The 20998-nt window shown below is 58.4% G+C and carries 18 protein-coding genes; 5 read left to right on the top strand and 13 right to left on the bottom strand.

Annotated features, from left to right (window positions below; genetic code table 11):
* Nucleotides 1-8: 8 nt before the first annotated feature.
* Nucleotides 9-1136: an aminotransferase class V-fold PLP-dependent enzyme gene (locus AC2FID_RS01410; protein WP_282118728.1), complete on the bottom strand. Its 1128-nt coding sequence runs from the start codon at nucleotides 1134-1136 to the stop codon at nucleotides 9-11.
* A gap of 230 nt (nucleotides 1137-1366) precedes the next feature.
* Here AC2FID_RS01410 and hutC point away from each other — a divergent pair, with 230 nt between their 5' ends.
* Nucleotides 1367-2068, top strand: coding sequence for a histidine utilization transcriptional repressor HutC (gene hutC, locus AC2FID_RS01405; protein ID WP_282118729.1), 702 nt, complete (start codon nucleotides 1367-1369; stop codon nucleotides 2066-2068).
* A 6-nt stretch (nucleotides 2069-2074) separates the two neighbouring features.
* On the opposite strand, the gene AC2FID_RS01400 is transcribed toward hutC, so the two are convergent.
* On the bottom strand, nucleotides 2075-2533 hold the full coding sequence (locus tag AC2FID_RS01400; protein ID WP_113789069.1) for an Lrp/AsnC family transcriptional regulator: 459 nt from the start codon (nucleotides 2531-2533) through the stop codon (nucleotides 2075-2077).
* Nucleotides 2530-2985 carry an Lrp/AsnC family transcriptional regulator gene (locus AC2FID_RS01395; RefSeq protein WP_108858913.1) on the bottom strand — a complete coding sequence of 152 codons (456 nt, stop codon included), beginning with the start codon at nucleotides 2983-2985 and terminating at the stop codon, nucleotides 2530-2532. The genes AC2FID_RS01400 and AC2FID_RS01395 overlap by 4 nt, the downstream gene beginning before the upstream one ends.
* Before the next feature lie 132 nt (nucleotides 2986-3117).
* On the opposite strand from AC2FID_RS01395, the gene ilvC reads away from it, so the two are divergent.
* Together ilvC and AC2FID_RS01385 are read left to right on the top strand one after the other, a co-directional pair.
* On the top strand, nucleotides 3118-4140 hold the full coding sequence (gene ilvC / locus AC2FID_RS01390; protein WP_108858914.1) for a ketol-acid reductoisomerase: 1023 nt from the start codon (nucleotides 3118-3120) through the stop codon (nucleotides 4138-4140).
* Between the two features lie 73 nt (nucleotides 4141-4213).
* Nucleotides 4214-5116 carry a DMT family transporter gene (locus tag AC2FID_RS01385; RefSeq protein WP_496776383.1) on the top strand — a complete coding sequence of 301 codons (903 nt, stop codon included), beginning with the start codon at nucleotides 4214-4216 and terminating at the stop codon, nucleotides 5114-5116.
* Here the strand turns inward: AC2FID_RS01385 and glmM are convergent.
* The 9 genes from glmM to AC2FID_RS01340 all read right to left on the bottom strand — a co-directional run bounded on the left by glmM (nucleotide 5113) and on the right by AC2FID_RS01340 (nucleotide 17362).
* Complete coding sequence (gene glmM / locus AC2FID_RS01380) at nucleotides 5113-6456, bottom strand: phosphoglucosamine mutase (RefSeq protein ID WP_058273913.1); 1344 nt, start codon at nucleotides 6454-6456, stop codon at nucleotides 5113-5115. The genes AC2FID_RS01385 and glmM overlap by 4 nt on opposite strands.
* Nucleotides 6457-6490: 34 nt before the next feature.
* Nucleotides 6491-7489: a dihydropteroate synthase gene (folP, locus tag AC2FID_RS01375; protein ID WP_496781419.1), complete on the bottom strand. Its 999-nt coding sequence runs from the start codon at nucleotides 7487-7489 to the stop codon at nucleotides 6491-6493.
* Nucleotides 7486-8406, bottom strand: coding sequence for a dihydroneopterin aldolase (locus tag AC2FID_RS01370; RefSeq protein ID WP_496781420.1), 921 nt, complete (start codon nucleotides 8404-8406; stop codon nucleotides 7486-7488). The genes folP and AC2FID_RS01370 overlap by 4 nt, the downstream gene beginning before the upstream one ends.
* A gap of 103 nt (nucleotides 8407-8509) precedes the next feature.
* Entirely contained in the window at nucleotides 8510-9880 is a 1371-nt protein-coding gene (locus AC2FID_RS01365) for a multicopper oxidase family protein (RefSeq protein WP_496835061.1), read from the bottom strand.
* A gap of 73 nt (nucleotides 9881-9953) precedes the next feature.
* The gene (locus AC2FID_RS01360) at nucleotides 9954-10595 is read right to left on the bottom strand and encodes a cell wall hydrolase (protein ID WP_145975887.1); all 642 of its coding nucleotides are present in this window, start codon (nucleotides 10593-10595) and stop codon (nucleotides 9954-9956) included.
* Between the two features lie 186 nt (nucleotides 10596-10781).
* Nucleotides 10782-13343 (bottom strand): putative PEP-binding protein, encoded by a 2562-nt coding sequence (locus AC2FID_RS01355; protein WP_496835060.1) that lies wholly within the window; start codon nucleotides 13341-13343, stop codon nucleotides 10782-10784.
* Nucleotides 13344-13386: 43 nt separating this feature from the next.
* The gene (glyS, locus tag AC2FID_RS01350) at nucleotides 13387-15606 is read right to left on the bottom strand and encodes a glycine--tRNA ligase subunit beta (protein WP_496835058.1); all 2220 of its coding nucleotides are present in this window, start codon (nucleotides 15604-15606) and stop codon (nucleotides 13387-13389) included.
* A gap of 9 nt (nucleotides 15607-15615) precedes the next feature.
* Complete coding sequence (gene gltS / locus AC2FID_RS01345) at nucleotides 15616-16830, bottom strand: sodium/glutamate symporter (protein ID WP_496835056.1); 1215 nt, start codon at nucleotides 16828-16830, stop codon at nucleotides 15616-15618.
* Nucleotides 16831-16837: 7 nt separating this feature from the next.
* Complete coding sequence (locus AC2FID_RS01340; RefSeq protein WP_496835054.1) at nucleotides 16838-17362, bottom strand: DUF6446 family protein; 525 nt, start codon at nucleotides 17360-17362, stop codon at nucleotides 16838-16840.
* Between the two features lie 91 nt (nucleotides 17363-17453).
* Here AC2FID_RS01340 and AC2FID_RS01335 point away from each other — a divergent pair, with 91 nt between their 5' ends.
* Nucleotides 17454-18086 (top strand): MarC family protein, encoded by a 633-nt coding sequence (locus AC2FID_RS01335; protein ID WP_058277621.1) that lies wholly within the window; start codon nucleotides 17454-17456, stop codon nucleotides 18084-18086.
* Between the two features lie 8 nt (nucleotides 18087-18094).
* On the opposite strand, the gene AC2FID_RS01330 is transcribed toward AC2FID_RS01335, so the two are convergent.
* On the bottom strand, nucleotides 18095-19024 hold the full coding sequence (locus AC2FID_RS01330) for a glycine--tRNA ligase subunit alpha (protein WP_058274256.1): 930 nt from the start codon (nucleotides 19022-19024) through the stop codon (nucleotides 18095-18097).
* Nucleotides 19025-19229: 205 nt separating this feature from the next.
* Between AC2FID_RS01330 and AC2FID_RS01325 the strand changes: the two genes are divergently transcribed.
* Entirely contained in the window at nucleotides 19230-20963 is a 1734-nt protein-coding gene (locus tag AC2FID_RS01325; protein WP_496835051.1) for a serine protease, read from the top strand.
* Nucleotides 20964-20998 lie beyond the last annotated feature (35 nt).

Below are 20998 nucleotides of genomic sequence, written 5' to 3'. Positions count from 1 at the left end.
GAATGGTTTTACAGAACCTGATCCAGCACGCGCTTGAGCCGTCCGATGGTGCCGTCGACGTCGTATAGTTTGTCCAGACCAAACAGACCAAGGCGGAAGGTGCTGAAACCTTCGGGTTCATCACATTGCAACGGCACACCTGCTGCGATCTGCATGCCCAAAGCGGCAAACTTCTTGCCATTCTGAACATCCGGGTCCGCCGTATAGCTGACCACGACACCCGGCGCGCCAAATCCGTCTGCCGCAACCGAAACGATGCCTTTGTCCCGCAGCATCGCCCGCACACCATCGCCCAACGCCCATTGGGCGTCCCGCAGCTTGTCGAACCCATAGTCGCGGGTCTCGACCATCGTATCGCGGAATGCCTTCAACGCATCCGTGGGCATGGTCGCGTGATACGCATGCCCGCCATTTTCATAGGCCTGCATGATCTGCCGCCATTTCTTCAGATCAACGGCAAAGCTGTCCGAAGTAGTCTCCTCCAACCGCGCTTCGGCGCGCTTAGATAGCATGACAAGGCCCGCGCAGGGCGATGCACTCCACCCTTTCTGGGGCGCCGAGATCAGAACGTCCACACCGGTGGCCTTCATATCGACCCAGGCACAACCCGACGCGATGCAGTCCAGCACCATTAAGGCCCCCACCTCGTGCGCCGCGGCGGCCATGGCGGTCACGTAATCATCGGGCAGAATGACACCGGCCGAGGTCTCTACATGTGGGGCAAATACAACATCCGGACGCTGTTCACGGATTGTTGAAACAACCTCGTCAATCGGTGCGGGGGCAAAGGGAGACGGGCTGGAATTGCCGGTTTCACGAGCTTTGAGAACCGTCGCTGACGCCGTCAGATCACCGGATTCGATAATCTGGCTCCAGCGGTAGGAAAACCACCCATTCCGAACGACCAATACATTGGCGTTGCGCGCAAATTGCCGGGCGACGGCCTCCATGCCATAGGTGCCACCACCAGGGATAATCGCCACACCATCCGCATTATACACATCCTTCAGCAAGCCCGAGATGTCGCGCATCACCTGCTGAAACTGAACCGACATGTGGTTCAGCGACCTATCCGTAAACACGACCGAGAACTCTTCGAGCCCAGAGGGATCGACGGTGTCCAATAGCGCTGGCATGGTTTGTCCTTTCAAATTGTCGTCAGCGGCCTCGCGACCCGGGTTAATTTGCCGAGACCCGTACTGAACCCGAATATCTGACCTAAGGGAACTAAAAACAAAACACTCAAATGATATTTTGTTGGTCGAATTTGGCAAGAAATGACGCCAATTAGTGTCAGCTGCCCTTTACACTCTGACGTGTTTCTGACCAGATGCACTCACTTTACAGAAGAAAGGTATTTCGACAGGTGAATGCGCATAAGCGGATCAGTTTTCAAGTTGTAAGGGACGAAGTCAAACGGCGGATTGAAAGCCGCATTTGGCCGCAGGGATCGCTTCTGCCAACCGAAACGCAACTTGCCGAGGAATTCAATTGCGCACGCGCTACAGTGAACCGTGCCCTGCGCGAACTGTCCGATCAGGGCTTTGTCGAGCGCAAACGCAAAAGCGGGACCCGGGTCAAAAAGGAACCCAGCAAGCATGCCAAGCTGGAATTTTCTTTGGCTCGTCAAACGGTTGAAAACCAAAATGCAACCTATCGGTACTCGCTGGTCGAACGCAACGTGGTCGCAAGCCCCGGTTGGCTGGCTTCACAGATCGGTGTATCGGCGGACATTCGCGTCCTGCAAGTCATCTGTATGCACTATGCAGATAACCGTCCCTTCCAATTGGAAGAACGCTGGATCAACATAGATGCGGTGCCCGAAATCGAACATGCCGATCTGACCAACCACGGCCCTCATGAATGGCTACTGAACGCCTCTCCGTTTACCGAGGCTGAGGTCTCCTTTTGCGCGATATCCGCGGACGGACGATTGGCGGAATTCATGGGAACAACCCCCGGAACGTCGATGATCCAGCTAGAGCGCACGACCTGGAAGAACGGAAATCCGATGGCATTTGCCCGGATGACGCACCATCCCGGATATTGCATCCGCACTCGGTACTGAACGGGCTTATCCGATCGGTCCCGGCAAACGTTCCTCACTTAGCAGGACGTTGGCTTCGACATCTCCTGCGCCGGGCAAGGTCATAATCCGACGGCGCAGGACCCGCTCAAAATCGGACAGGTCGCGGGCAACCACTCGCAGGCGATAATCGTACAGACCCAGCACATGCTCGACGGTCTGAACTTCTGGAATAGCACTGACGGCACGCTCAAAATCCTCCAGACTGACCTGACCCTTGCGCGCCAGTTTCACGCCAAGGAATACCGTCACGCCAAATCCCAACGCCTCGGCATTCAGGCGCAGCCGGCGACCTTTGATAACGCCCGAGGTTTCCAGCCGGCGGATGCGGCGCCATGTCGCCGGTTGTGACAGACCCAGCTTACGCCCCAACGCCCCGGCGCTCTGGGAGGCGTCCTGAGCCAACGCACACAGTATTTTTCGGTCCAGCTCATCCAATTCGGTCATACCGGCAAGACCTCTTCGCTCTTGACCCTCGCGATATGCATCAAGGCCTCAATATCCGCGATATGCGGCAGGGTCAGAATGCGGTCACGGTAGAGTTGTTGGTAGTGTGACATGTCCCTGGCAATCACCGACAGCCGCACATCCACCCTGCCCAGAAATGTTTGCAATTCGATCACCTCGGGCACTTGCCGGGCGGCGGCAGTAAATTCGTCAAACGCGCGCGATTGCGTCTTGTCCAGCGTTACGCGCAGCGAAACCTCGACAGCATACCCAAGCGCCGCCCAATCGATCACGGCCTCCTGCCCCTGGATTATTCCGGTTGCCTGCATCTTTTCGACCCGGCGCCAGCAGACACCCTGGCTGATACGGCAACGCTCGGCCAGTTCCGCAGCAGTCAGGCTGGGATCGGCCTGAAAGTGGCGCAGGATTCGGCGGTCAATGTCATCAAGCATGAATTTTTCGCATTTCTGGTGTTACACGAATTATTCTTCATCTTTTTCACAAATACTCAAGTGCAACCCTATCGCCAATACAACATCCGGCAGGTAAAACCCTCGGCAATCTAACCAGAAAGGACCGGCGACATGCGCGTCTATTACGATCGCGATTGCGACATAAACCTGATCAAAGACAAGAAAGTGGCGATCCTGGGCTACGGCTCGCAAGGCCACGCCCACGCACTGAACCTGCGCGACTCGGGCGCGAAGAACCTTGTCGTCGCTCTGCGCGAAGGCTCCGCATCGGCCAAGAAAGCTGAAGCCGAAGGCCTGGAAGTCATGGGTATCGCCGAAGCGGCAGCCTGGTGCGACGTCATCATGTTCACCATGCCCGACGAACTGCAGGCCGAGACCTACAAGAAATACGTGCATGACAACATCAAGCCCGGCTCGGCCATTGCGTTTGCCCATGGCCTGAATGTCCACTTTGGTCTGATTGAGCCGAAAGAAGGCATCGACGTCATCATGATGGCTCCCAAAGGCCCCGGCCACACCGTGCGCGGCGAATACGTCAAGGGCGGCGGCGTGCCTTGCCTGGTTGCCGTGAACAACGACGCGACCGGCAAAGCGCTGGAAATCGGCCTGTCCTATTGCTCGGCAATTGGTGGCGGTCGCTCGGGCATCATCGAGACCAACTTCCGTGAAGAATGCGAAACCGACCTGTTCGGCGAACAAGCCGTTCTGTGCGGCGGCATCGTCGAACTGATCCGTTGTGGTTTCGAAACTCTGGTTGAGGCAGGTTATGCACCCGAAATGGCCTATTTCGAGTGTCTGCACGAGACCAAGCTGATCGTTGACCTGATCTATGAAGGCGGTATCGCGAACATGGATTACTCGATCTCGAACACTGCCGAGTACGGCCAGTACGTCACCGGCCCACGGATCCTGCCCTATGAGCAGACCAAGAAAGCGATGAAAGAGACGCTGTCGGACATCCAAACCGGCAAATTCGTGCGTGACTTCATGCTGGAAAACGCTGTTGGTCAGCCGACCATCAAAGCGGCTCGCCGCCACAATGATGAGCACCAGATCGAGCAGGTTGGTAAGAAACTGCGCGACATGATGCCCTGGATTTCCGCCGGCAAGCTGGTCGATCAGGAAAAGAACTGATCCTGCCAAGCGAATGGGAAAGGGCGGCCCATCTGGCCGCCCTTTTTTGTCCATGCCCCAAGCCGAGACGAAGATGGTCCAGCACCCCACATCCCGCGATTGGAGCGGCGTTATCATCCTCGGCCTGATCTGGGGCGGGACATTCATGGTCGTTGCCATGGCGCTGGAAGGGTATGGACCTATCACCGTCGCCACCGCGCGGACGACGCTGGGCGCAGTAATGTTGCTGGGGCTGATGGCCGCTACAAACCGCAAGCTACCCTCGGGGTCGGCCGCCCTGTGGGCTTCGGTCATCGTGATCGGTATCTTGTCCTCGGCCCTGCCCTTTGTTCTGCTAAGCTGGGGGCAGCAATACGTACCGTCCGCCTTCGCGGGACTGTCCATGGCCGCAATCCCTCTGATGGTACTGCCGCTGGCGCACTTCTTTTCGGACGAGCCCCTGAACCTGAGAAAACTGGTGGGCGTGACCCTTGGATTCTGCGGTGCGTTGGTGCTGATCGGCCCCGGCTTGGCGCAACTCGGCCACGGGTCGGAACCTTTGGCGCAACTGGCCTGCATCGGGGCCGCTTTATGCTATTCCTGCGCGTCGATCTTCACCCGGCAGTGCCCGCCCATTGATCCGGTGGTTCTGGCCGCCCTGACCCTGCTGGTCGGCGCAGTAATCCTGCTGCCGATCATGTTCGTGACTGAAGGCGTCCCGACATGGGAAGGTACCCGCCCAAGCATTGCCATCATCGTTTTGGGGTTGGTCCCTACGGCATTCGCAACACTGCTGCGCGTATCCGTCATTCGCAGCGCAGGATCGGTGTTCATGACACTCGTTAACTACCAAGTGCCAATCTGGTCGATGGTGTTCGGCGCATGGGTCCTGTCCGAGGCGTTGCCGCTGCGCTTTTTCGTGGCGCTGGCCATGATCCTGACAGGTCTTGCCATCAGTCAGTGGTTCAGCCTGCGAAAGATGCTGACCGGGCGCTAGCCTGTGACGGCCTCGACTTCGGCAACGATGCCGTCGACAACCTGGGTCAGCAGCGCATCATCTTCACATTCCGCCATGACGCGGATCAGAGGTTCCGTACCCGACTTGCGGATCAGCAACCGCCCCTGCCCGTTCAGCCGCGCCTCGGCGTCAGAAATTGCAGCCTGCACACTGGCGGCCTCAAGCGGAGCTTGTCCTTCGCCATAACGCACATTCTTCAGCATTTGCGGTACGGTTTCGAACTGCACAGCCAATTCCGATGCTTTGCGACCCGTATGAACCATCTCCGCCAGGAAATGGAGGCCCGCCATCAGGCCGTCACCTGTGGTCGCGTAATCGCTCATGACGATGTGGCCTGATTGTTCGCCGCCCAGATTGAACCCGCCTTCGCGCATACGTTCAACGACATAGCGGTCCCCGACGCCGGTGCGCTCCAGACGCAGACCATGGTTTTCAAGATGACGTTCCAGACCTAGGTTCGACATCACCGTTGCAACCAACGCACCGCCTTTCAGGCGGTCTGCCTCGGCCCAACTGGTCGCCAAAAGCGCCATCAACTGATCGCCATCCGCGACCTGACCATTCTCGTCGATCATGACGACGCGATCGGCGTCACCATCCAAACAAATCCCGACATCTGCACCATGGGCCACGACGGTTTCGGCAGCCAGCTGCGGTTTGGTCGAGCCACAGTTGAGGTTGATATTCTTACCATTCGGCGTGATGCCGACCGGGATCACCTCGGCACCCAGTTCCCACAAAACCTCGGGCGCCGTGCGGTGCGCGGCCCCATTGGCGCAATCGACTACAACTTTTAGCCCATCCAAACGCAAGTCACGCGACAGCGAAGATTTGACGCGTTCACCATATCGGAATCGCGCATCATCCACCCGTCTGGCACGGCCGATATTCTGGGCCTGCGCAGGTTTGACACCTTCTTCGATCAGCCTTTCAATCTCGAGCTCCGCCTGATCAGACAGCTTGTATCCGTCAGGGCCAAAGAACTTGATACCATTATCTTCGGCCGGGTTATGGCTGGCCGAAATCATGACCCCCAGATCTGCGCGCATCGACCGTGTCATCAGACCGACAGCGGGCGTCGGAACCGGCCCAAGCAGCAACACGTTCATCCCGGTCGAGGTCAATCCGGCCGTCAGGGCGTTTTCCACCATATAACCGGACAGGCGCGTATCCTTACCGATCACCACACGGTGAACGTCTGATTGGTCACGGCGAAAGTAACGGCCAGCGGCGGCCCCGATGCGCAATGCCATTTCGGCCGTGATTGGATGGGTATTGGCGGTACCCCGCACCCCATCGGTTCCGAACAGCTTGCGCATAATGTCACTCCGTCATTTCTTGCCTGCCTCCGCCTTACCGGACGGCGACCCAAAGGCGCAAGGCCTGAGCGGTTTCAGCAACATCGTGCACGCGCAAAATTTGAACGCCTTGTGACAATCCAGCCAGCCCGACGGCGATTGATCCCGGCGCGCGGGCGTCCTTGCGCGGCTCTTTGCCTATTTGTCCGATAATACCTTTGCGGGACACGCCCAACAGGATCGGACAACCTAAACCATGAAACAGGCTGATCCCCTGCAGCAAGGCCAGGTTATGTGCCTCGGTCTTGCCAAACCCTATGCCCGGATCAATGATAATCTGATCCCGATCCAACCCGAGGTTTTCGAGACGATCCACCTGACCTTCAAGGAAATCGTAGACGTCCAGCAGAACGTCGTCATAGGTCGGATTGTCTTGCATCGTGCCCGGATCGCCCTGCATGTGCATCACACAGACCGGAGCGCCAACTTGCGCGCAAAACGGCCCAAGCTGTGGGTCGAAGGTAAATCCTGTTACATCGTTGATCAGCCCTGCTCCGGCCTCCCACGCGGCTTTGGCGACGGCGAATTTGCGCGTATCGATGGATATCAACGCATCAGTGCGGGATTTGATGGCTTCGATCAGGGGGCGGGTCCGGGCGATCTCTTCATCTTCGGGCACGAAGGTTGCGCCGGGTCGGGTCGATTCGCCGCCGATATCCAGAATGGTTGCGTCTTGTGAAACCATCTGTTCAGCCGCAGATTGGGCCGCGCTGACCGAATTGTGCACACCGCCATCCGAGAAACTATCTGGGGTCGCATTCAGAATGCCCATAATGTGCGGGCGATCCATGGCAAGGCCCGCAACATCGGCACGCGGACGCGTCAGTCGGTCCAGCGCATCACCTGGTACATCCTGCACGGCAATGATCATTGGACGTTCTTTTCGGCTTAACCGTTCAACATGGGTAAACCAAAGCGGCTGGCCAGCTAGCGGCACTGAACCCGGCGGACGGTTCGGACCATGCTGAACCAGAGGTCGAAAATAAGCGGTCACAGTTGTGCCTGATCCACCGAGATCGCACGCAAAGGGGTTTCAGGGGCGTCGGGCAGCGCGCCGCCGATCACCATCATCTCACTCGCCTCAAAAGTGGCAGCAAACCATGCCGCCAGCGCGACCGCATCCGAAGGTGCCGCCGATTGGCCGTCAACAGCATCCAGCACGATTTTCGAGGGCGCCCAGACGCAAATCTGACCATTTTTCATGGCCCAATCCAGCTCAGTCCGCGTTGAAACGACGACACAGCGGTGATCGCGGGCAGCTAAAACCCAGGCATTCTGTTCAATCGCCAACAGATCAATTCGGCGTTGGGTCATCGCGTGGCCAGTCTGTGAAACAGGCATATCCGCCGCACCGACGCACAGGATTAGGGGTCGTTCGCGGTTTTCCAACTGATCGATCCACCCGGTCAGATTGGGCGAGGCAATGGCCTCATTCGACAGGAAAGCCAGACGGGGATGCGGGCGTTCCTCTTCGACGACGTCGTGGTGAGTCTTGTCTTTTCCGCGCACGATCTCGACACCCAAAGCGCCAGGACCACGATCCAGTTTTTCTATTCTGACAAAAGCTCTTACGGCCTGCGGTTCAAGTAAAATTCGCTCGGCCACCCGGTCTGCCAAAGTCTCAAGCAGGTTAAGACGTTCCGCCGCAAGCTCATACGCGATCGCCTCAGTCACCCGGTCATAAGACAGGATGCGATCCACGTCATCGTCGATGGGATCACTCAAGGGGCGAACCTCGACCACGATGTTAAAGCAAATCCGCTGGGTCGTTCCACGCTCGGCCTGAAACGCGCCGATTTCAACCTCGACGATATGATCACGCAGAGAAATACGATCCAACGGCCCCCGGGCAGCGGTCGCTTCGGACCGCTCGGACGGGTGCGCAAAGGCAAGACGGATTTCAGAGCTCATACAGGCGGACCTTTTCGGGCTTTGTGGACGTGTTTGCCCAAAATAAACGATGCGCGGGCGTATAACACCGCAACATGCGTCTTTCCAGCCATCGAATGCGGCGTCAGGTTACGCGGAACCAGCTCATCATACCCGAAGCAGCGTGTCCCAGCATATGGCAATGCAGCAGCCAGTCTCCCGGATTGTCCGCGACCAACGCGATCTGACGGGTCTGGCCCCGGTCCACCAGCACGGTGTCGCGCCAAGGCCCCAAACTGCCATCCGGCAGGATGAGCCGGAAGTGGTGACCATGCAGGTGCATGGCATGAGGGAAAGCGGTTTCGTTCACAAACTCGATCCGGTGCACCTGACCCAGACGCGCATCCAGAAACGGATCCTTGGGTCGTTCCGCGTATCCGTTCAACGCCCAGAACCGGCCCAGTTGAGCCAGCTCACGGCCTGTCAGGTCCTGATCGCCAAGCTTGGCCCCTTCCAGCCATCGCATCGCACCGCCCTGCAGGGACATACGATGCAGCGGTGCCTGATCATACTGAAATTCAGGCATATTGTTCGCAGGCAATGGTTCAATACCCTGCCTTTGCGATGTGGACGCTTCGGAAACTTGAAAGCGTACCAAGCCATAGCCGCCATCCCGCTCGATACTGGCAAGACCCGCGACATCCCCGGACGCGGACGTCACATCCACGACAAGGTCCGCCCGTTGTGCGGGCGCAAGTGGAAAGCTGTCCTCTACAGGCAATGGAACTGCCAGCGGCATGCCATCCAGTGCCACGATCCAACCCGCCAGCCCGTCCAACGCCAAATCAAATATCCGAGCGTTCGATGCATTGATCAGACGCAATCGCAATCGTTCCCCCGATCCAACAGGATAAGCCGGATCAAAGCCGCCATTGACGGACACCAGATTACCCAGCCGCCCCGCATGGCTAAGGTCGTGTCCATTGTCAAAATCATCCACGATATGCGCGCTTTCAGGGTCCAGCCGCCAATCATCCAACATCAGCGTCAGATCCTGATCAACATCCGGCGGGTTAGATTCTTCAACGATCAGGGGTCCATAGAGACCTCGGGCAACCTGTTCGGTAGACCGGTTATGCGAGTGATACCAATAGGTTCCTGCATCTGGCGCAACAAAGTCATAGTCGAAGGATTGGTCCATCTCGACCGCGTCCTGCGTCAACCCGGGCACGCCATCCATTGCGTTGTCGATCCGAATTCCGTGCCAATGCACTGCCGTCGGTTGAGACAGGTTGTTTATCAGCTTGCGACTGACGCGCCCGCCCTGAGGCAATCGGATGTCGACTCCGGGAACGCGGCCGCCATAGGTCCAAACCGGCGTAGCTGGATATCCGTCAGGCGCAATCTGTTGCACCGCTTCTTGCGCGACCAGATCAGAGCTGACCGCATGTGCTACCTTTGGCAGCAGAGCAAGCGCGGTCGAAGTTTGCAGAAACCGTCTGCGGGATAACATCATGGCGGACCTCCTGGCCCGCTACATAAGGCAGAAAACGCCCCGCGCAATCAAGGTTCCAGCGCGGGTGCGTCAATCAGTTGCTCGCGGTCCGATAGTTGTGGCGGTAGAAAATGTGAACGCCGATCCGGGCCGTTTCTTTGTAGACACGTGACCATGACGGGCGCACCGCTTTGGTGTGGTAGTGGGTCGCCCCTTCGGTCAGCCCGACGCCAACGCCGTCGATTGCCGCGCGGGCAACCTTGGACACACGCTCATAGGCTCTTTTCTCGCGGATAACTTCTTTCTGACCATCGCAGGTGTAGGTGAACTGGCATTGGTACTTCTTACCGGTTCCCTGCTTGATCACCCCGCACAGCGAACTTGGAAAGCGGCTACTTTTGACCCGATTCAGGATCACCTCGGCCACGGCGAACTGACCGCGAACGCTTTCGCCGCGCGCTTCAAAGTACAGCGCCTCGGCCAGACATTTGAAGTTCTCGTCCCCAGTGGCGGTTGGCAATTGGTCTAGCCAATTCTTTGAATAGGATACTTTTTCAAGCACAGGCGATTTACGCGGCTTGAACAGGCCCAAATAATCGCGGAACTTTTGCCCGGGCAATTCGCTTCGGGTCACAAGTTCGCGTTTGGCAGATTCGGTGGCTTCCCTCTCGGCGATGGAAACACTCGGCAGCACGGTTGCTGCCAATGTGGCAACAGCCAATATGTATCGTAGCATCAGATAACCTCGCACAGGCACATTCAGCGCCAGACCCTCCCCCGGCGGGCGCGATGAGGCTCTTACCGAATTCAAACGGCGACGTCCAGTTCTGACGGAAAAGCAAGTGGAAAATCGCCGTTTCGTCAACAATATTTGACGACGGCGCTTTCTGTTACCTACTAATTCTAGAGTGCCACCCTTCTGTCAACCCCCAAGTCTGGACGAAATTGCCAGTTGAGCGGCAGCCAGCCGAGCGACGGGCACCCGGAAGGGCGAACAGGACACATAGTCAAAGCCCAATTCCCGGCAAATGGCGATTGATTCGGGGTTCCCGCCATGTTCGCCGCAAACTGACAATGTCACTTCTGGCTGTGCTTGCCTGCCGCGTTCAGCCCCCAGTTTAAGCAATTCGCCAACTCCGTCCGCATCCAACACGTGAAACGGATCTTCGACAAAGACACCCTGCCGGACGTAGGCCGACATGAACCGACCAGCGTCATCGCGGGACAGGCCATAGGTCATCTGCGTCAGGTCGTTGGTTCCGAAACTTAAAAACGCGGTTTGCGGCGCGATTTCGGCCGCCCGCAAACAGGCCCGAGGGGTTTCGACCATCACGCCCAACCGGTACTCAAATTCCTGCCCCCGTTCGGCGGCGACGGCCGCTGCCACGGAATCGATGCGCGCCTTGACCAGTTCGACCTCGCGCTTGGCGGATACCAGCGGGATCATCACCTCGGGCACCACCGGTGCGCCGTCTTTGCTGGCTTCAAGTGTCGCCTCGAAAATCGCACGCGCCTGCATGTCGTAGATTTCGGGAACCGTCACACCCAGACGTACGCCGCGCAGGCCCAGCATCGGGTTATATTCGGTCATGGCGTCGACCCTGCGTTCGACATCTGAGACTGGCAGGTCTAGCGCTTCGGCAAGTTCGCGTTGCCCGGTGCGCGTCGTCGGAAGAAACTCGTGCAACGGTGGATCGAACAGACGGATACAGACAGGCTGTCCCTCCATGATCCGGAAAAGCTGCGCGAAGTCATCGCGCTGCATCGGCAACAAGCGTTCCAACACCGCTTCGCGACCGGATGAGGTCTGCGCAAAGATCATTTCGCGCATTACGATCAGACGACCGGGGTCAAAGAACATGTGTTCAGTCCGACACAACCCGATCCCTTGCGCCATGAAGTTCCGCGCTGTTTGTGCGTCTGCGGGTGTGTCCGCGTTGGCGCGAATTGCAATGTCTCGCTCTGCGTCCGCCCAACCCATCAGGGTCTGAAAACAATCATCCAGCGCGGCCTCGAGCATCGTCGGCCTACCCGCCAACACCTGACCCGAGCTACCGTCGATGGTCAATGTGTCGCCTGTTTTGAAAACCCGCCCGTCGGGAGCCATCAGCTGTTTTTTCTTTGTCTGAAACCGCATCTCGGACGCGCCGACGATGCACGGCAGGCCCAAACCCCGGCCAATCACGGCCGCGTGGCTGGTCATGCCGCCCTTTTCCGTCAGGACCGCCACGGCGGCATGCATACCGCGCACATCTTCCGGGGAGGTTTCACGGCGCACCAAAATGCACGGCTCTCCCCGCGCGGCGCTTGCCTGAGCCTCGGCCGAGGTGAAAACGATTTTGCCGGTCGCAGCACCCGGACTGGCGGCAATTCCGGTGGTCAGGGTGTCGCGTTCCGCATCAGGGTGAACCTGCCGGTGCAACAGCTCGTTCAGGGAATGTGGATCAACCCGCATTACAGCCTCTTGCGGAGGAATGATCCCGTCTTCGGCCAGGCGCACAGCGATCCGCATCGCCGCGCGTGCGCTGCGTTGAACCCGGACACCATCCAAAATGTGAACGTGGCCGTTTTCAATCACGAACTCGACCTGCATTTCCTCGCGCAGCTTGACCCGCATCAGCGCCGCATGCGTTTTGAGGTCCGCAAATGCCTTGGGCGCGACCTCCTCCAGGGACTTTCCGCGCGGATCCTTTTCCAGGTACAGCGCCGCGACGCCTTCCCCCAGCGCATCCCGCCCCTGACTTTGGCTCAGATACCGACCGGTGATCTGAGGCAATCCAGTGGTCGGATCAATTAGTTGCAGCACACCCGATCCGCACTCGCCCTGCCCAACGCCGGGGATCATCTCTTGGATCACCAAACCCAGACCCGCGTCCGCCGGCGCCCCCTTTGCCTGACGCAACAATCGCGCCGAGGTGCCCTCCCATGCGCGTGCCATCGAACGCAGCACGGCAATCAGCTGCTCTCCGCGATCCTGTGGAAAGGCTTCGTCCGTCTCGTCTTCGTAAGCCCTCAGAGATTTCTGCAGCCCCTCACGGCCATCTGCATCGATCTCGTCAAACACATCCGGGTCCAGCCGCGCAACATGAACCGCGTAGCTTTGGACAAAGCGCAGATACAGCGCAGCCGCGGCCTCGACCCCCATCGAATCCGACAGGTCAACATAGCGCGCGTCATTCATGCCGATGTTCAGGATGGCACCCGGGCCGCCCCAATCGGGATCTTCTGAACTGGGCCGGACACACAGCAGCGCGGTCTGTTCAAACTGCTCAAGAACAGCGGCCAAATCCGGCACCTGCCCATCCGATATCTGATGCACCGCATCAAACGACAGGGCGACCGTTCGTGGAACCGGCAGTTCCAGACGAACCAGACGTTGCAGACATTTCGCCCGCCCGCCATGCGTGTTGGCAGCAACGGGCGCTTCGGACGTGATAAGCGTAGTATGCGGATTATTCTGCACTGCGGCACCTTTTGATTTCACCGCAGCATAAGCCCCTGCACCAACGGCGCAAGGGCGTTCTGGATCAGCCTTCGATGCGGCTCAGATCAGCAACACTGGAGCAGACCTGACGGATCTGGCTTAGCAGGTTCAGGCGGTTACGGCGCAGGATGTCATTGTCGGTATTGACCTGAACATCCTCAAAAAACGCATCCACTGGGCCGCGCAGGTCGGCCATGGCCGACATCGCACTTGGGAAATCCTCGGCTTTCAGCGCCGGGTCGATCTTGGCCTGTGCAGCTTCTAACGCGCCGAACAGAGCCTTTTCACTGTCAGTCTCCGCAAATTTGATATCAGCGCCATAGGAATACTCGACCCCGTCCTTTTCCTCGGCCTGGGTCAGAATATTGTTGGCGCGCTTGAACCCCTGCACGAGGTTTTCGCCATCCTCGGTCGCGATCACGGCATTCAGCGCGCGGGCGCGCTTGACCAGCAGGTTGAGGTCATCATTGCCGTCTATCGCGATGCAGGCGTCGATGATGTCATGGCGAATGCCCTCGTCGCGGAGGAAGGTTTTGAGTCGGTCGTGGAAGAAGGAGAGGAGATCGTCGGACGCGTCCGGGACTTTCTTCTCCAACCCCAGAAATTCAGCGGTCGGCTTGTCGCCGAGATTGTCTTTGACCGCTTTGAAGGCTGCACCGAAGACGCCGTGATCCGCGATTTCTTCCAGCAGGTCCTCGACATCTGATTTCGGCAACGCGTCATTGATGGCACCCTCTGCCCGAACCAACTGGCTATCAAAGAACCGATCCAATCTTAGACGCAAATCGTTTTCGAGTATCAATCGCGTCACGCCCAACGCCGCGCGGCGCAGGGCAAACGGGTCTTTCGATCCCGTGGGCTTTTCCTCAATCGCCCAGAACCCGGTCAGCGTGTCCAACTTGTCGGCCAGCGCCACAGTTACTGACAACGGCGCGGTGGGCACATCATCCGACGGCCCCAACGGCGAGTAATGTTCCTGCGCCACGGCGGCCACGGCGGCGTCCTCGCCGGCGGCTTCGACGTAATAACGACCCATAAGCCCCTGAAGTTCCGGGAATTCATAGACCATCTCGGAGCTTAAATCGGCCTTGGCCAATCGAGCGGCTTTCTCGGCCTGATCGGCATCCGCGCCCGTCACCGGGGCCAATTCGCGGGCAAGCGCCACGATGCGGTCGATCCGCTCGGCTTGAGTTCCCAGCTTGTTGTGGAAGGTCACATTCTCCAGCGCGCGGGTCCATTGGGCGATGTCCGATTTGGCAACGCGGAGGTCATTCTCCCAGAAGAACTTGGCATCGGCCAAACGGGCCGACAGCACCTTTTGGTTCCCTGCCAAAATGGTCGCGCCGTTGTCGGTGGTTTCACGGTTCGCAACAGTGATGAACCGCTCAATCCGGCCCGTTTTGGGGTTCTTCACGGAAAAGAACTTCTGATGCTCTTTCATCGAGGTCTGCAGAACCTCGGGAGGCAGTTCCAGAAACTCGTCGTCGATCCGCCCCATTAGGACAACTGGCCATTCGACCAGACCCGCGACCTCGGCCAGCAGGCCCTTGTCATCGACTACTTCCAGACCCGCCGCAAAAGCAAGGTTCTGGGCGTCGTTCCAAATATGCTCAGCGCGTTCTGCAGGCGACAGCACAACGAATGCGCGTTTCAGCTTGGCGGCGTAATCCTCAAAGGACGACACGGCGAACCGACCCGGCGCCATGAAACGATGACCCTCCGTGGTATCGCCGGACTTGATGCCTTCGATCTCCATCGGCACGACCTGCGCGCCAGCCTCATCGGTCAGAATACACAGGATCGAGTGCAACGGACGCACCCAGCGCAGACCGCCATTGCCCCATCGCATGGATTTCGGCCAGGGGAAGTTGCGGATCGTCGCCTCGAGTACCTCGGCGATGATCTCGGCAGCGGGACGGCCCGGTTTTTCGACGGTGGCGAAATAAACCGCGCCTTTGGGTGTTTCACGCTCTTCCAGTTGATCGCGGGTCAGACCTGCGCCCCGCAGGAAACCTTCGATGGCTTTGTCCGGCGCGCCGACTTTCGGACCCTTGCGTTCCTCGCGGATCATGGGGCTTTCCGAAAGCAACCCTTCGACCGCCAGCGTCAGGCGGCGCGGCGTTGTCAGCGTAGCAGCAGATGCGTAGGTCAAACCAGCCTCGACCAAACCATCGGTGATCCGCTTTTTCAGGTCTTCGCCGGCACGAGTCTGCATGCGCGCGGGGATTTCCTCGGAAAACAATTCGATCAGCAGGTCGGGCATATTCGGTCCTTAGAAATTGACGATCGTCTGAATGACGATGGCATTAGCGATATCCACAAAGAATGCGGATACAAGGGGCAATACGATAAAAGCAATAGGCGATGGGCCATATCGCTTGGTGACGGCGGTCATATTTGCAATTGCAGTCGGGGTGGCGCCCAGGGCAAAGCCCCCGAAACCGGCGGCCAGAACGGCGCCGCGATAATTGCTGCCCATGACCGGAAACAGAACCCAGATTACGAAAGCTACGGTGAACAGGGTCTGGGCCGACATGATGACCACAATCGCCAGGCCCAATTCCGCGATAGTCCACAATTGAAGGCTCATCAGCGACATCGCCAGAAACGCGCCCAGCGAGAATTCCGAGATCAACGCCAGTGAGGGTGTACGTTCGATCGGTGGACGGCTGGGGAAAAACGTTGCGCGCAGATTTGCGATTACGATGCCCATGATCAGACAAGGCACAAACAGGGGCAGCTTCAGGCCAGCGGCGCTGATCACCTCTCCCAAGAAATACCCCGCGATGATCGCGAGATTGAGATACAACAAGACCCGCATGATTGTGACATGGTCAATCTTTATCGCCGTTTCGTCGGAATCGATCGGCAGGCCGACAGTGTGGTCCTCATCCGGACGCGCGGGGCTGAGGTTGCGCCCCTCTACCAGAAGCCTTGCGATCGGCCCGCCAATCAAAGCGGCCAGAACCAGCCCGAGGGTAGCGACGGCAACCCCCAACTCAGTCGCGCCGTCCAGACCGGTGGCCTCGGCCACCTCAGGTGCCCAGGCGATCGCGGTTCCATGGCCGCCGATCAGAGAAGCCGAGCCGAACAGAACCCCAGCCTGCGCCGGATACCCGAACATAGACGCCCCAATTGCCCCGATCCCGTTTTGCGCGACTATCGTCGCCAAAGTCAGGATCAAAAGTAAAAACAGAGGCTTGCCGCCTGATATCAGGTCAGAGAGTCGCGCGTTTAACCCGATGCCCGCAAAGAACACCACCAATAGAAAATCCCGTGTGGCAAGGCCAAAGGACAGCTCAAGATCGAAGGCCAGATACAATATCAGCACGACCAGTGAGGCCAGCAGGCCACCCGTGACTGGTTCGGGAATGTTAAACTGGCGCAATGCGGCGACGCGCGCATTGATCTCGACCCCCAAAAGATACACCGCAAAGCCCAACGTAGCGGTCAGGAAATCAGGTATCTGCAGGGTCTCGGCGGTCATCATATCCTCAATTCTGTGGCCGGTCCGGGCATTCTTCGCCAATCACGGTGCCGTCATAGGCCTTTTCGCCGCAATTGTTCAGCGCGTGCCAGACATAGCCTTTGCCGCCATTTGTAACGGCAACAATTCGGTCAACGCCAAAGTGGATGTTTTTTGCGCCCAGAAAGGCTTTGGCCTCGCCTGATTTCAGGGCATCCGCCACCGCCACGGCGTCAAAGCAATCGAACCATCCGGGCGCGGTCAGCGGCTCTGCATTCTCGACCGCGACATAGTTTTCCTCAATCTGCGCAAGCGTCAGATCCGTTTCGAAACACGCACGGTAGCGGATGGGTGAGCTGTCCGCGTCAATCGCCTGAAACGCACTGTAGGATATAGGCGTGGGCGCCTCGGCCCCTTCCGTCATCAACATGACATCCTGCCCGGGCTTAGATTCCACGTCATAATAAAACCCGTAGATCTGCAGGTAATACATCCCAAAACCGGCTACTGCCGCCGAGATCAGCACTATGATCGCAAGCACTTTTCCTGTCATCGTCTTTTCCTTTTGCTCACGATGCCTCTTTCACCATCGGTAAAAATAGGACAGGTTCCAATTGATTACAGGCCGGAAAGAGACTTTTGAAATGGACAGCACCCTTGCCGTAGGATTCTTCGGAGCGCTTTTTGCGATCATGAATCCAATCACGAACCTGCCAGTATTCCTTAGCGTCACCGACGGCCTTGCCCCGGCTGAGCAACGCAAAGTGGCTACAAAGACGGCCCTCTACTGCCTGATCCTTGGCGCATCGTTTGCGGCTGTGGGAAGTCAAACGCTCAGCCTGTTCGGCATCAGCGTCGATGACCTGCGCGTCGCGGGTGGTCTGGTCGTTCTGATGATTGGTCTGAACATGCTGAACGGAAAGCCCAGCACGTCGCATCACGGAACCGAGGGGGAACGGCAATCCTACCCCGAACCTGATACGGTTGCCTTTTATCCGCTGGCCTTTCCGATCCTTGTCGGGCCGGGCACAATCACTACGTTGATCCTGTATGCGAGCCACATCCATAAACCGGTAGATGCCATTGTTTACGCTGGCGTTTTCCTGGCCGTCCTGCTGTTGCTGTTCGTGACATTCTGGAACGCCGCAGCCATTGCCAAACGTCTTTCTGACAATGCTCGTGTTATCATGAGCCGGTTCATGGGCATGATCCTGTCGGCCATCGCAATCAGCATGATCGCGGCTGGCCTTAAGGTCTTGCTGCCCGGACTGGCCTGAGCGGCGCATTAGGCCTGGAACCCGGCGGCCTCGGTCAGCAGGAATGCGTCTGCGCATTGCTTCGCCAAAGCCCGCACGCGGCCGATATAAGCCTGACGTTCGGTTACCGAGATCACGCCCCGCGCGTCCAGCAGGTTGAACACGTGACTGGCCTTGATGCACTGATCATAGGCCGGGTGCGCCATGATGATGCGCTTGCCAGTTTTTGGGTCGTCATGCTCTTGTGCCAGAATGGCGGCGCACTCAGCTTCGGCTTCTTCGAAGTGGCGCAACAACACTTCGGTGTTGGCCACGTCAAAGTTCCAGCGGGCGTATTCTTCTTCGGTCTGCTTGAAGATGTCGCCATAGGAAAGCGGGCTTGGTGACTGCGGATCGTTGAACGGCATGTCCATCACGTGATCAATGCCAAGTACATACATCGCCAGACGCTCCAGACCATAGGTCAGCTCGCCCGAGACCGGTGCGCAATCATGGCCGCCGACCTGCTGGAAATAAGTGAACTGGCTGACTTCCATGCCATCGCACCAAACTTCCCAACCCAGACCCCAAGCGCCCAGAGTGGGGCTTTCCCAGTCGTCTTCGACAAACCGGATGTCATGCAGGTTCATGTCGATGCCGATGGCTTCGAGGCTGCCGAGATACAGGTCCTGCAAATCCGGCGGGCTGGGTTTGATCAGCACCTGATACTGATAATAGTGCTGCAACCTGTTGGGGTTCTCGCCGTAGCGTCCGTCCGTCGGACGGCGCGAAGGCTGCACATACGCTGCGGCCCAGGTTTTCGACCCCAGCGCGCGCAAGGTGGTCGCCGGGTGGAACGTACCTGCACCAACCTCCATGTCATAGGGCTGCAGAATGGCGCAGCCTTTTGAGGCCCAATAGGTCTGAAGCCGCAAGATAATCTCTTGAAAAGAACGTGGTGCGCTGGACTGGTCGGTCATGACATTCCCTTTGGACGCCACTGCGCCCGGTTCCGTTGGGTTTTGTCCTTCCTATGCAAGGGGCCGTTGGGCGTCAACGGGCGGCAAAGCCTATGCTGTCACTGCGCAGCCACACTGGAAATTCCCCGTATTCCGGGCATGGCTTTCGGTACGTTGTTTCGCGTAGGGTCCGGCAAAGATAAAACACTGCAGACACGGGCAGACAATGACTCGCATATTTACGGCAATTTTGTTTCTTTTTCTCATCGGCGCGCGCGCTGTTTTTGCACAGCAGGACGCAGGTGTCTGGGTGCAGGTCGAAGCGCAGCCCTCGCTGCGCGAAGCGCAGGAACGTGCGCGGGCCTATGCCGGTACCTTGCCGGACGTAAACGGGTTTCGATTGAACTCTGGCTGGTATGCCATTGTTATCGGGCCATATTTGCGCACCGATGCGGAACAGGTTCTAAGCGTTTACCGCGCCGAGGGGCAAATCCCTGCGGACAGCTATATCGCGTTTTCTAGTGCACTGGGTCAGCAATTCTGGCCGGTCGGAGAGAACATTCTGGATCGGGGCGTCGTGACGCCACCAGTTGAACCTCAGCCGGAACAGCCGGTTGTTGGCATAACACCGCAGGCCTCGGACGAGACACGCTCACAAGCGTTGCAAAGCGAACGTCTTCTAAGCACGCAGGAACGCATGAATTTGCAAACCGCCCTGCAGGCCGCGGGTTTTTACAATTCAACGATCGATGGCGCATTTGGCCAAGGCACGCGGCGCTCCATGGGCGACTGGCAACGGTTCAATGGCTTTGAGGCTACCGGCGTTCTGACGACTGCGCAGCGCAAGGCGTTGATTGACGACTTTAACGCCCCCCTTCTGAGCGTCGGGATGGAGCGTTACTCCGACCCGCAGGCCGGTATCGATGTGGATCTGCCGCTGGGTGTCATCGCATTCGACCGTTATGAGGCCCCGTTTGTTCACTTCAAAAGCACAACCGATCTGGACGCCAAGGCCCTGTTGATCAGTCAGAAAGGCGACAAAGCCACGCTGCGCGCCCTTTATGAGGTGCTGCAATCGCTGGAAATCGTTCCGCTCGATGGCCCACGGCAGCTGCGCGGCGACAGCTTTACGCTGGAAGGGCGCGGTAATGGGATCGTGACCTATAGCGAAGCACGGCTGGACGATGGCCAGATCAAAGGCTTTGCACTGGTTTGGCCCGAGGGTGACGATGCCCGGCGCGCCAGAGTGCTGGCCGCAATGACGGCCAGCTTTACCGCAACTGGCACCGTGCTGGACGCCGCAGCGGGTGCCAATGCCGAGCAGCGGATTGATCTGGTGTCCGGGCTGCAGGTGCGCACACCGCGTCTGTCCCGTTCGGGTTTCTTCGCTGATACAAGCGGCACGGTTCTGACCGTTTTTGAGGCCGCTGACAGCTGCACACGCATTACGTTGGATGACGATCAAGAGCTTCAGCTAGCCTCGTCTGATGCCGATCTGGGTGTGGCGGTTCTGCGCCCCAGCCGCAATCTTGTTCCGGTCAACGTGGCAGAATTCAGCGCCGATGCGCCGCGTATTCAATCTGAGATCGCGGTGTCGGGCTTCTCGTATGAAGGCGCCTTGGGCGCACCGACACTCACCTTTGGTCAGATCGCTGATGTGCGCGGCCTGAACGGAGAAAACGGCGTGAAACGTCTGGCATTGGCGGCCCAGCCCGGCGATGCGGGCGGACCGGTATTTAACGGCAATGGCCAGGTTGTTGGCATGCTGCTGCCAACCCCGACCGAAGGACGCACCCTGCCCGCGTCCGTCAGCCTTGCTGCAACGGCCAACAGTCTGAACGAAGTTCTGGCCAAGGCGGGTGTGTCCGGTCAATCGGGTCAGCCGACGGCGCAAATCTCGCCCAATGAACTCAGCCGCCGGGCGACCGGAATGACCGTATTGGTTCATTGCTGGGATTGATCTCTGCGCCAAATCGCACAAAGCGCCGCTCGTCC

The organism is Ruegeria sp. CDSC068 (assembly GCF_059610545.1).
Note: the sequence above shows the minus strand (reverse complement) of the source record. Positions and strands in the feature narration are given on the sequence as shown.

Bases quoted from the DNA above. Each gene is read 5' to 3' on its own strand.
- glyS (WP_496835058.1), bottom strand. From the start codon at position 15,606: ATGCCCGACCTGCTGATCGAATTGTTTTCCGAGGAAATCCCCGCGCGC.
- AC2FID_RS01365 (WP_496835061.1), bottom strand. From the start codon at position 9,880: ATGATGTTATCCCGCAGACGGTTTCTGCAAACTTCGACCGCGCTTGCT.
- AC2FID_RS01335 (WP_058277621.1), top strand. From the start codon at position 17,454: ATGGACAGCACCCTTGCCGTAGGATTCTTCGGAGCGCTTTTTGCGATC.
- AC2FID_RS01330 (WP_058274256.1), bottom strand. From the start codon at position 19,024: ATGACCGACCAGTCCAGCGCACCACGTTCTTTTCAAGAGATTATCTTG.
- gltS (WP_496835056.1), bottom strand. From the start codon at position 16,830: ATGACCGCCGAGACCCTGCAGATACCTGATTTCCTGACCGCTACGTTG.
- AC2FID_RS01400 (WP_113789069.1), bottom strand. From the start codon at position 2,533: ATGACCGAATTGGATGAGCTGGACCGAAAAATACTGTGTGCGTTGGCT.
- glmM (WP_058273913.1), bottom strand. From the start codon at position 6,456: ATGCGCAAGCTGTTCGGAACCGATGGGGTGCGGGGTACCGCCAATACC.
- AC2FID_RS01325 (WP_496835051.1), top strand. From the start codon at position 19,230: ATGACTCGCATATTTACGGCAATTTTGTTTCTTTTTCTCATCGGCGCG.
- AC2FID_RS01370 (WP_496781420.1), bottom strand. From the start codon at position 8,406: ATGAGCTCTGAAATCCGTCTTGCCTTTGCGCACCCGTCCGAGCGGTCC.
- AC2FID_RS01395 (WP_108858913.1), bottom strand. From the start codon at position 2,985: ATGCTTGATGACATTGACCGCCGAATCCTGCGCCACTTTCAGGCCGAT.
- ilvC (WP_108858914.1), top strand. From the start codon at position 3,118: ATGCGCGTCTATTACGATCGCGATTGCGACATAAACCTGATCAAAGAC.
- AC2FID_RS01340 (WP_496835054.1), bottom strand. From the start codon at position 17,362: ATGACAGGAAAAGTGCTTGCGATCATAGTGCTGATCTCGGCGGCAGTA.
- AC2FID_RS01385 (WP_496776383.1), top strand. From the start codon at position 4,214: ATGGTCCAGCACCCCACATCCCGCGATTGGAGCGGCGTTATCATCCTC.
- AC2FID_RS01410 (WP_282118728.1), bottom strand. From the start codon at position 1,136: ATGCCAGCGCTATTGGACACCGTCGATCCCTCTGGGCTCGAAGAGTTC.
- AC2FID_RS01360 (WP_145975887.1), bottom strand. From the start codon at position 10,595: ATGCTACGATACATATTGGCTGTTGCCACATTGGCAGCAACCGTGCTG.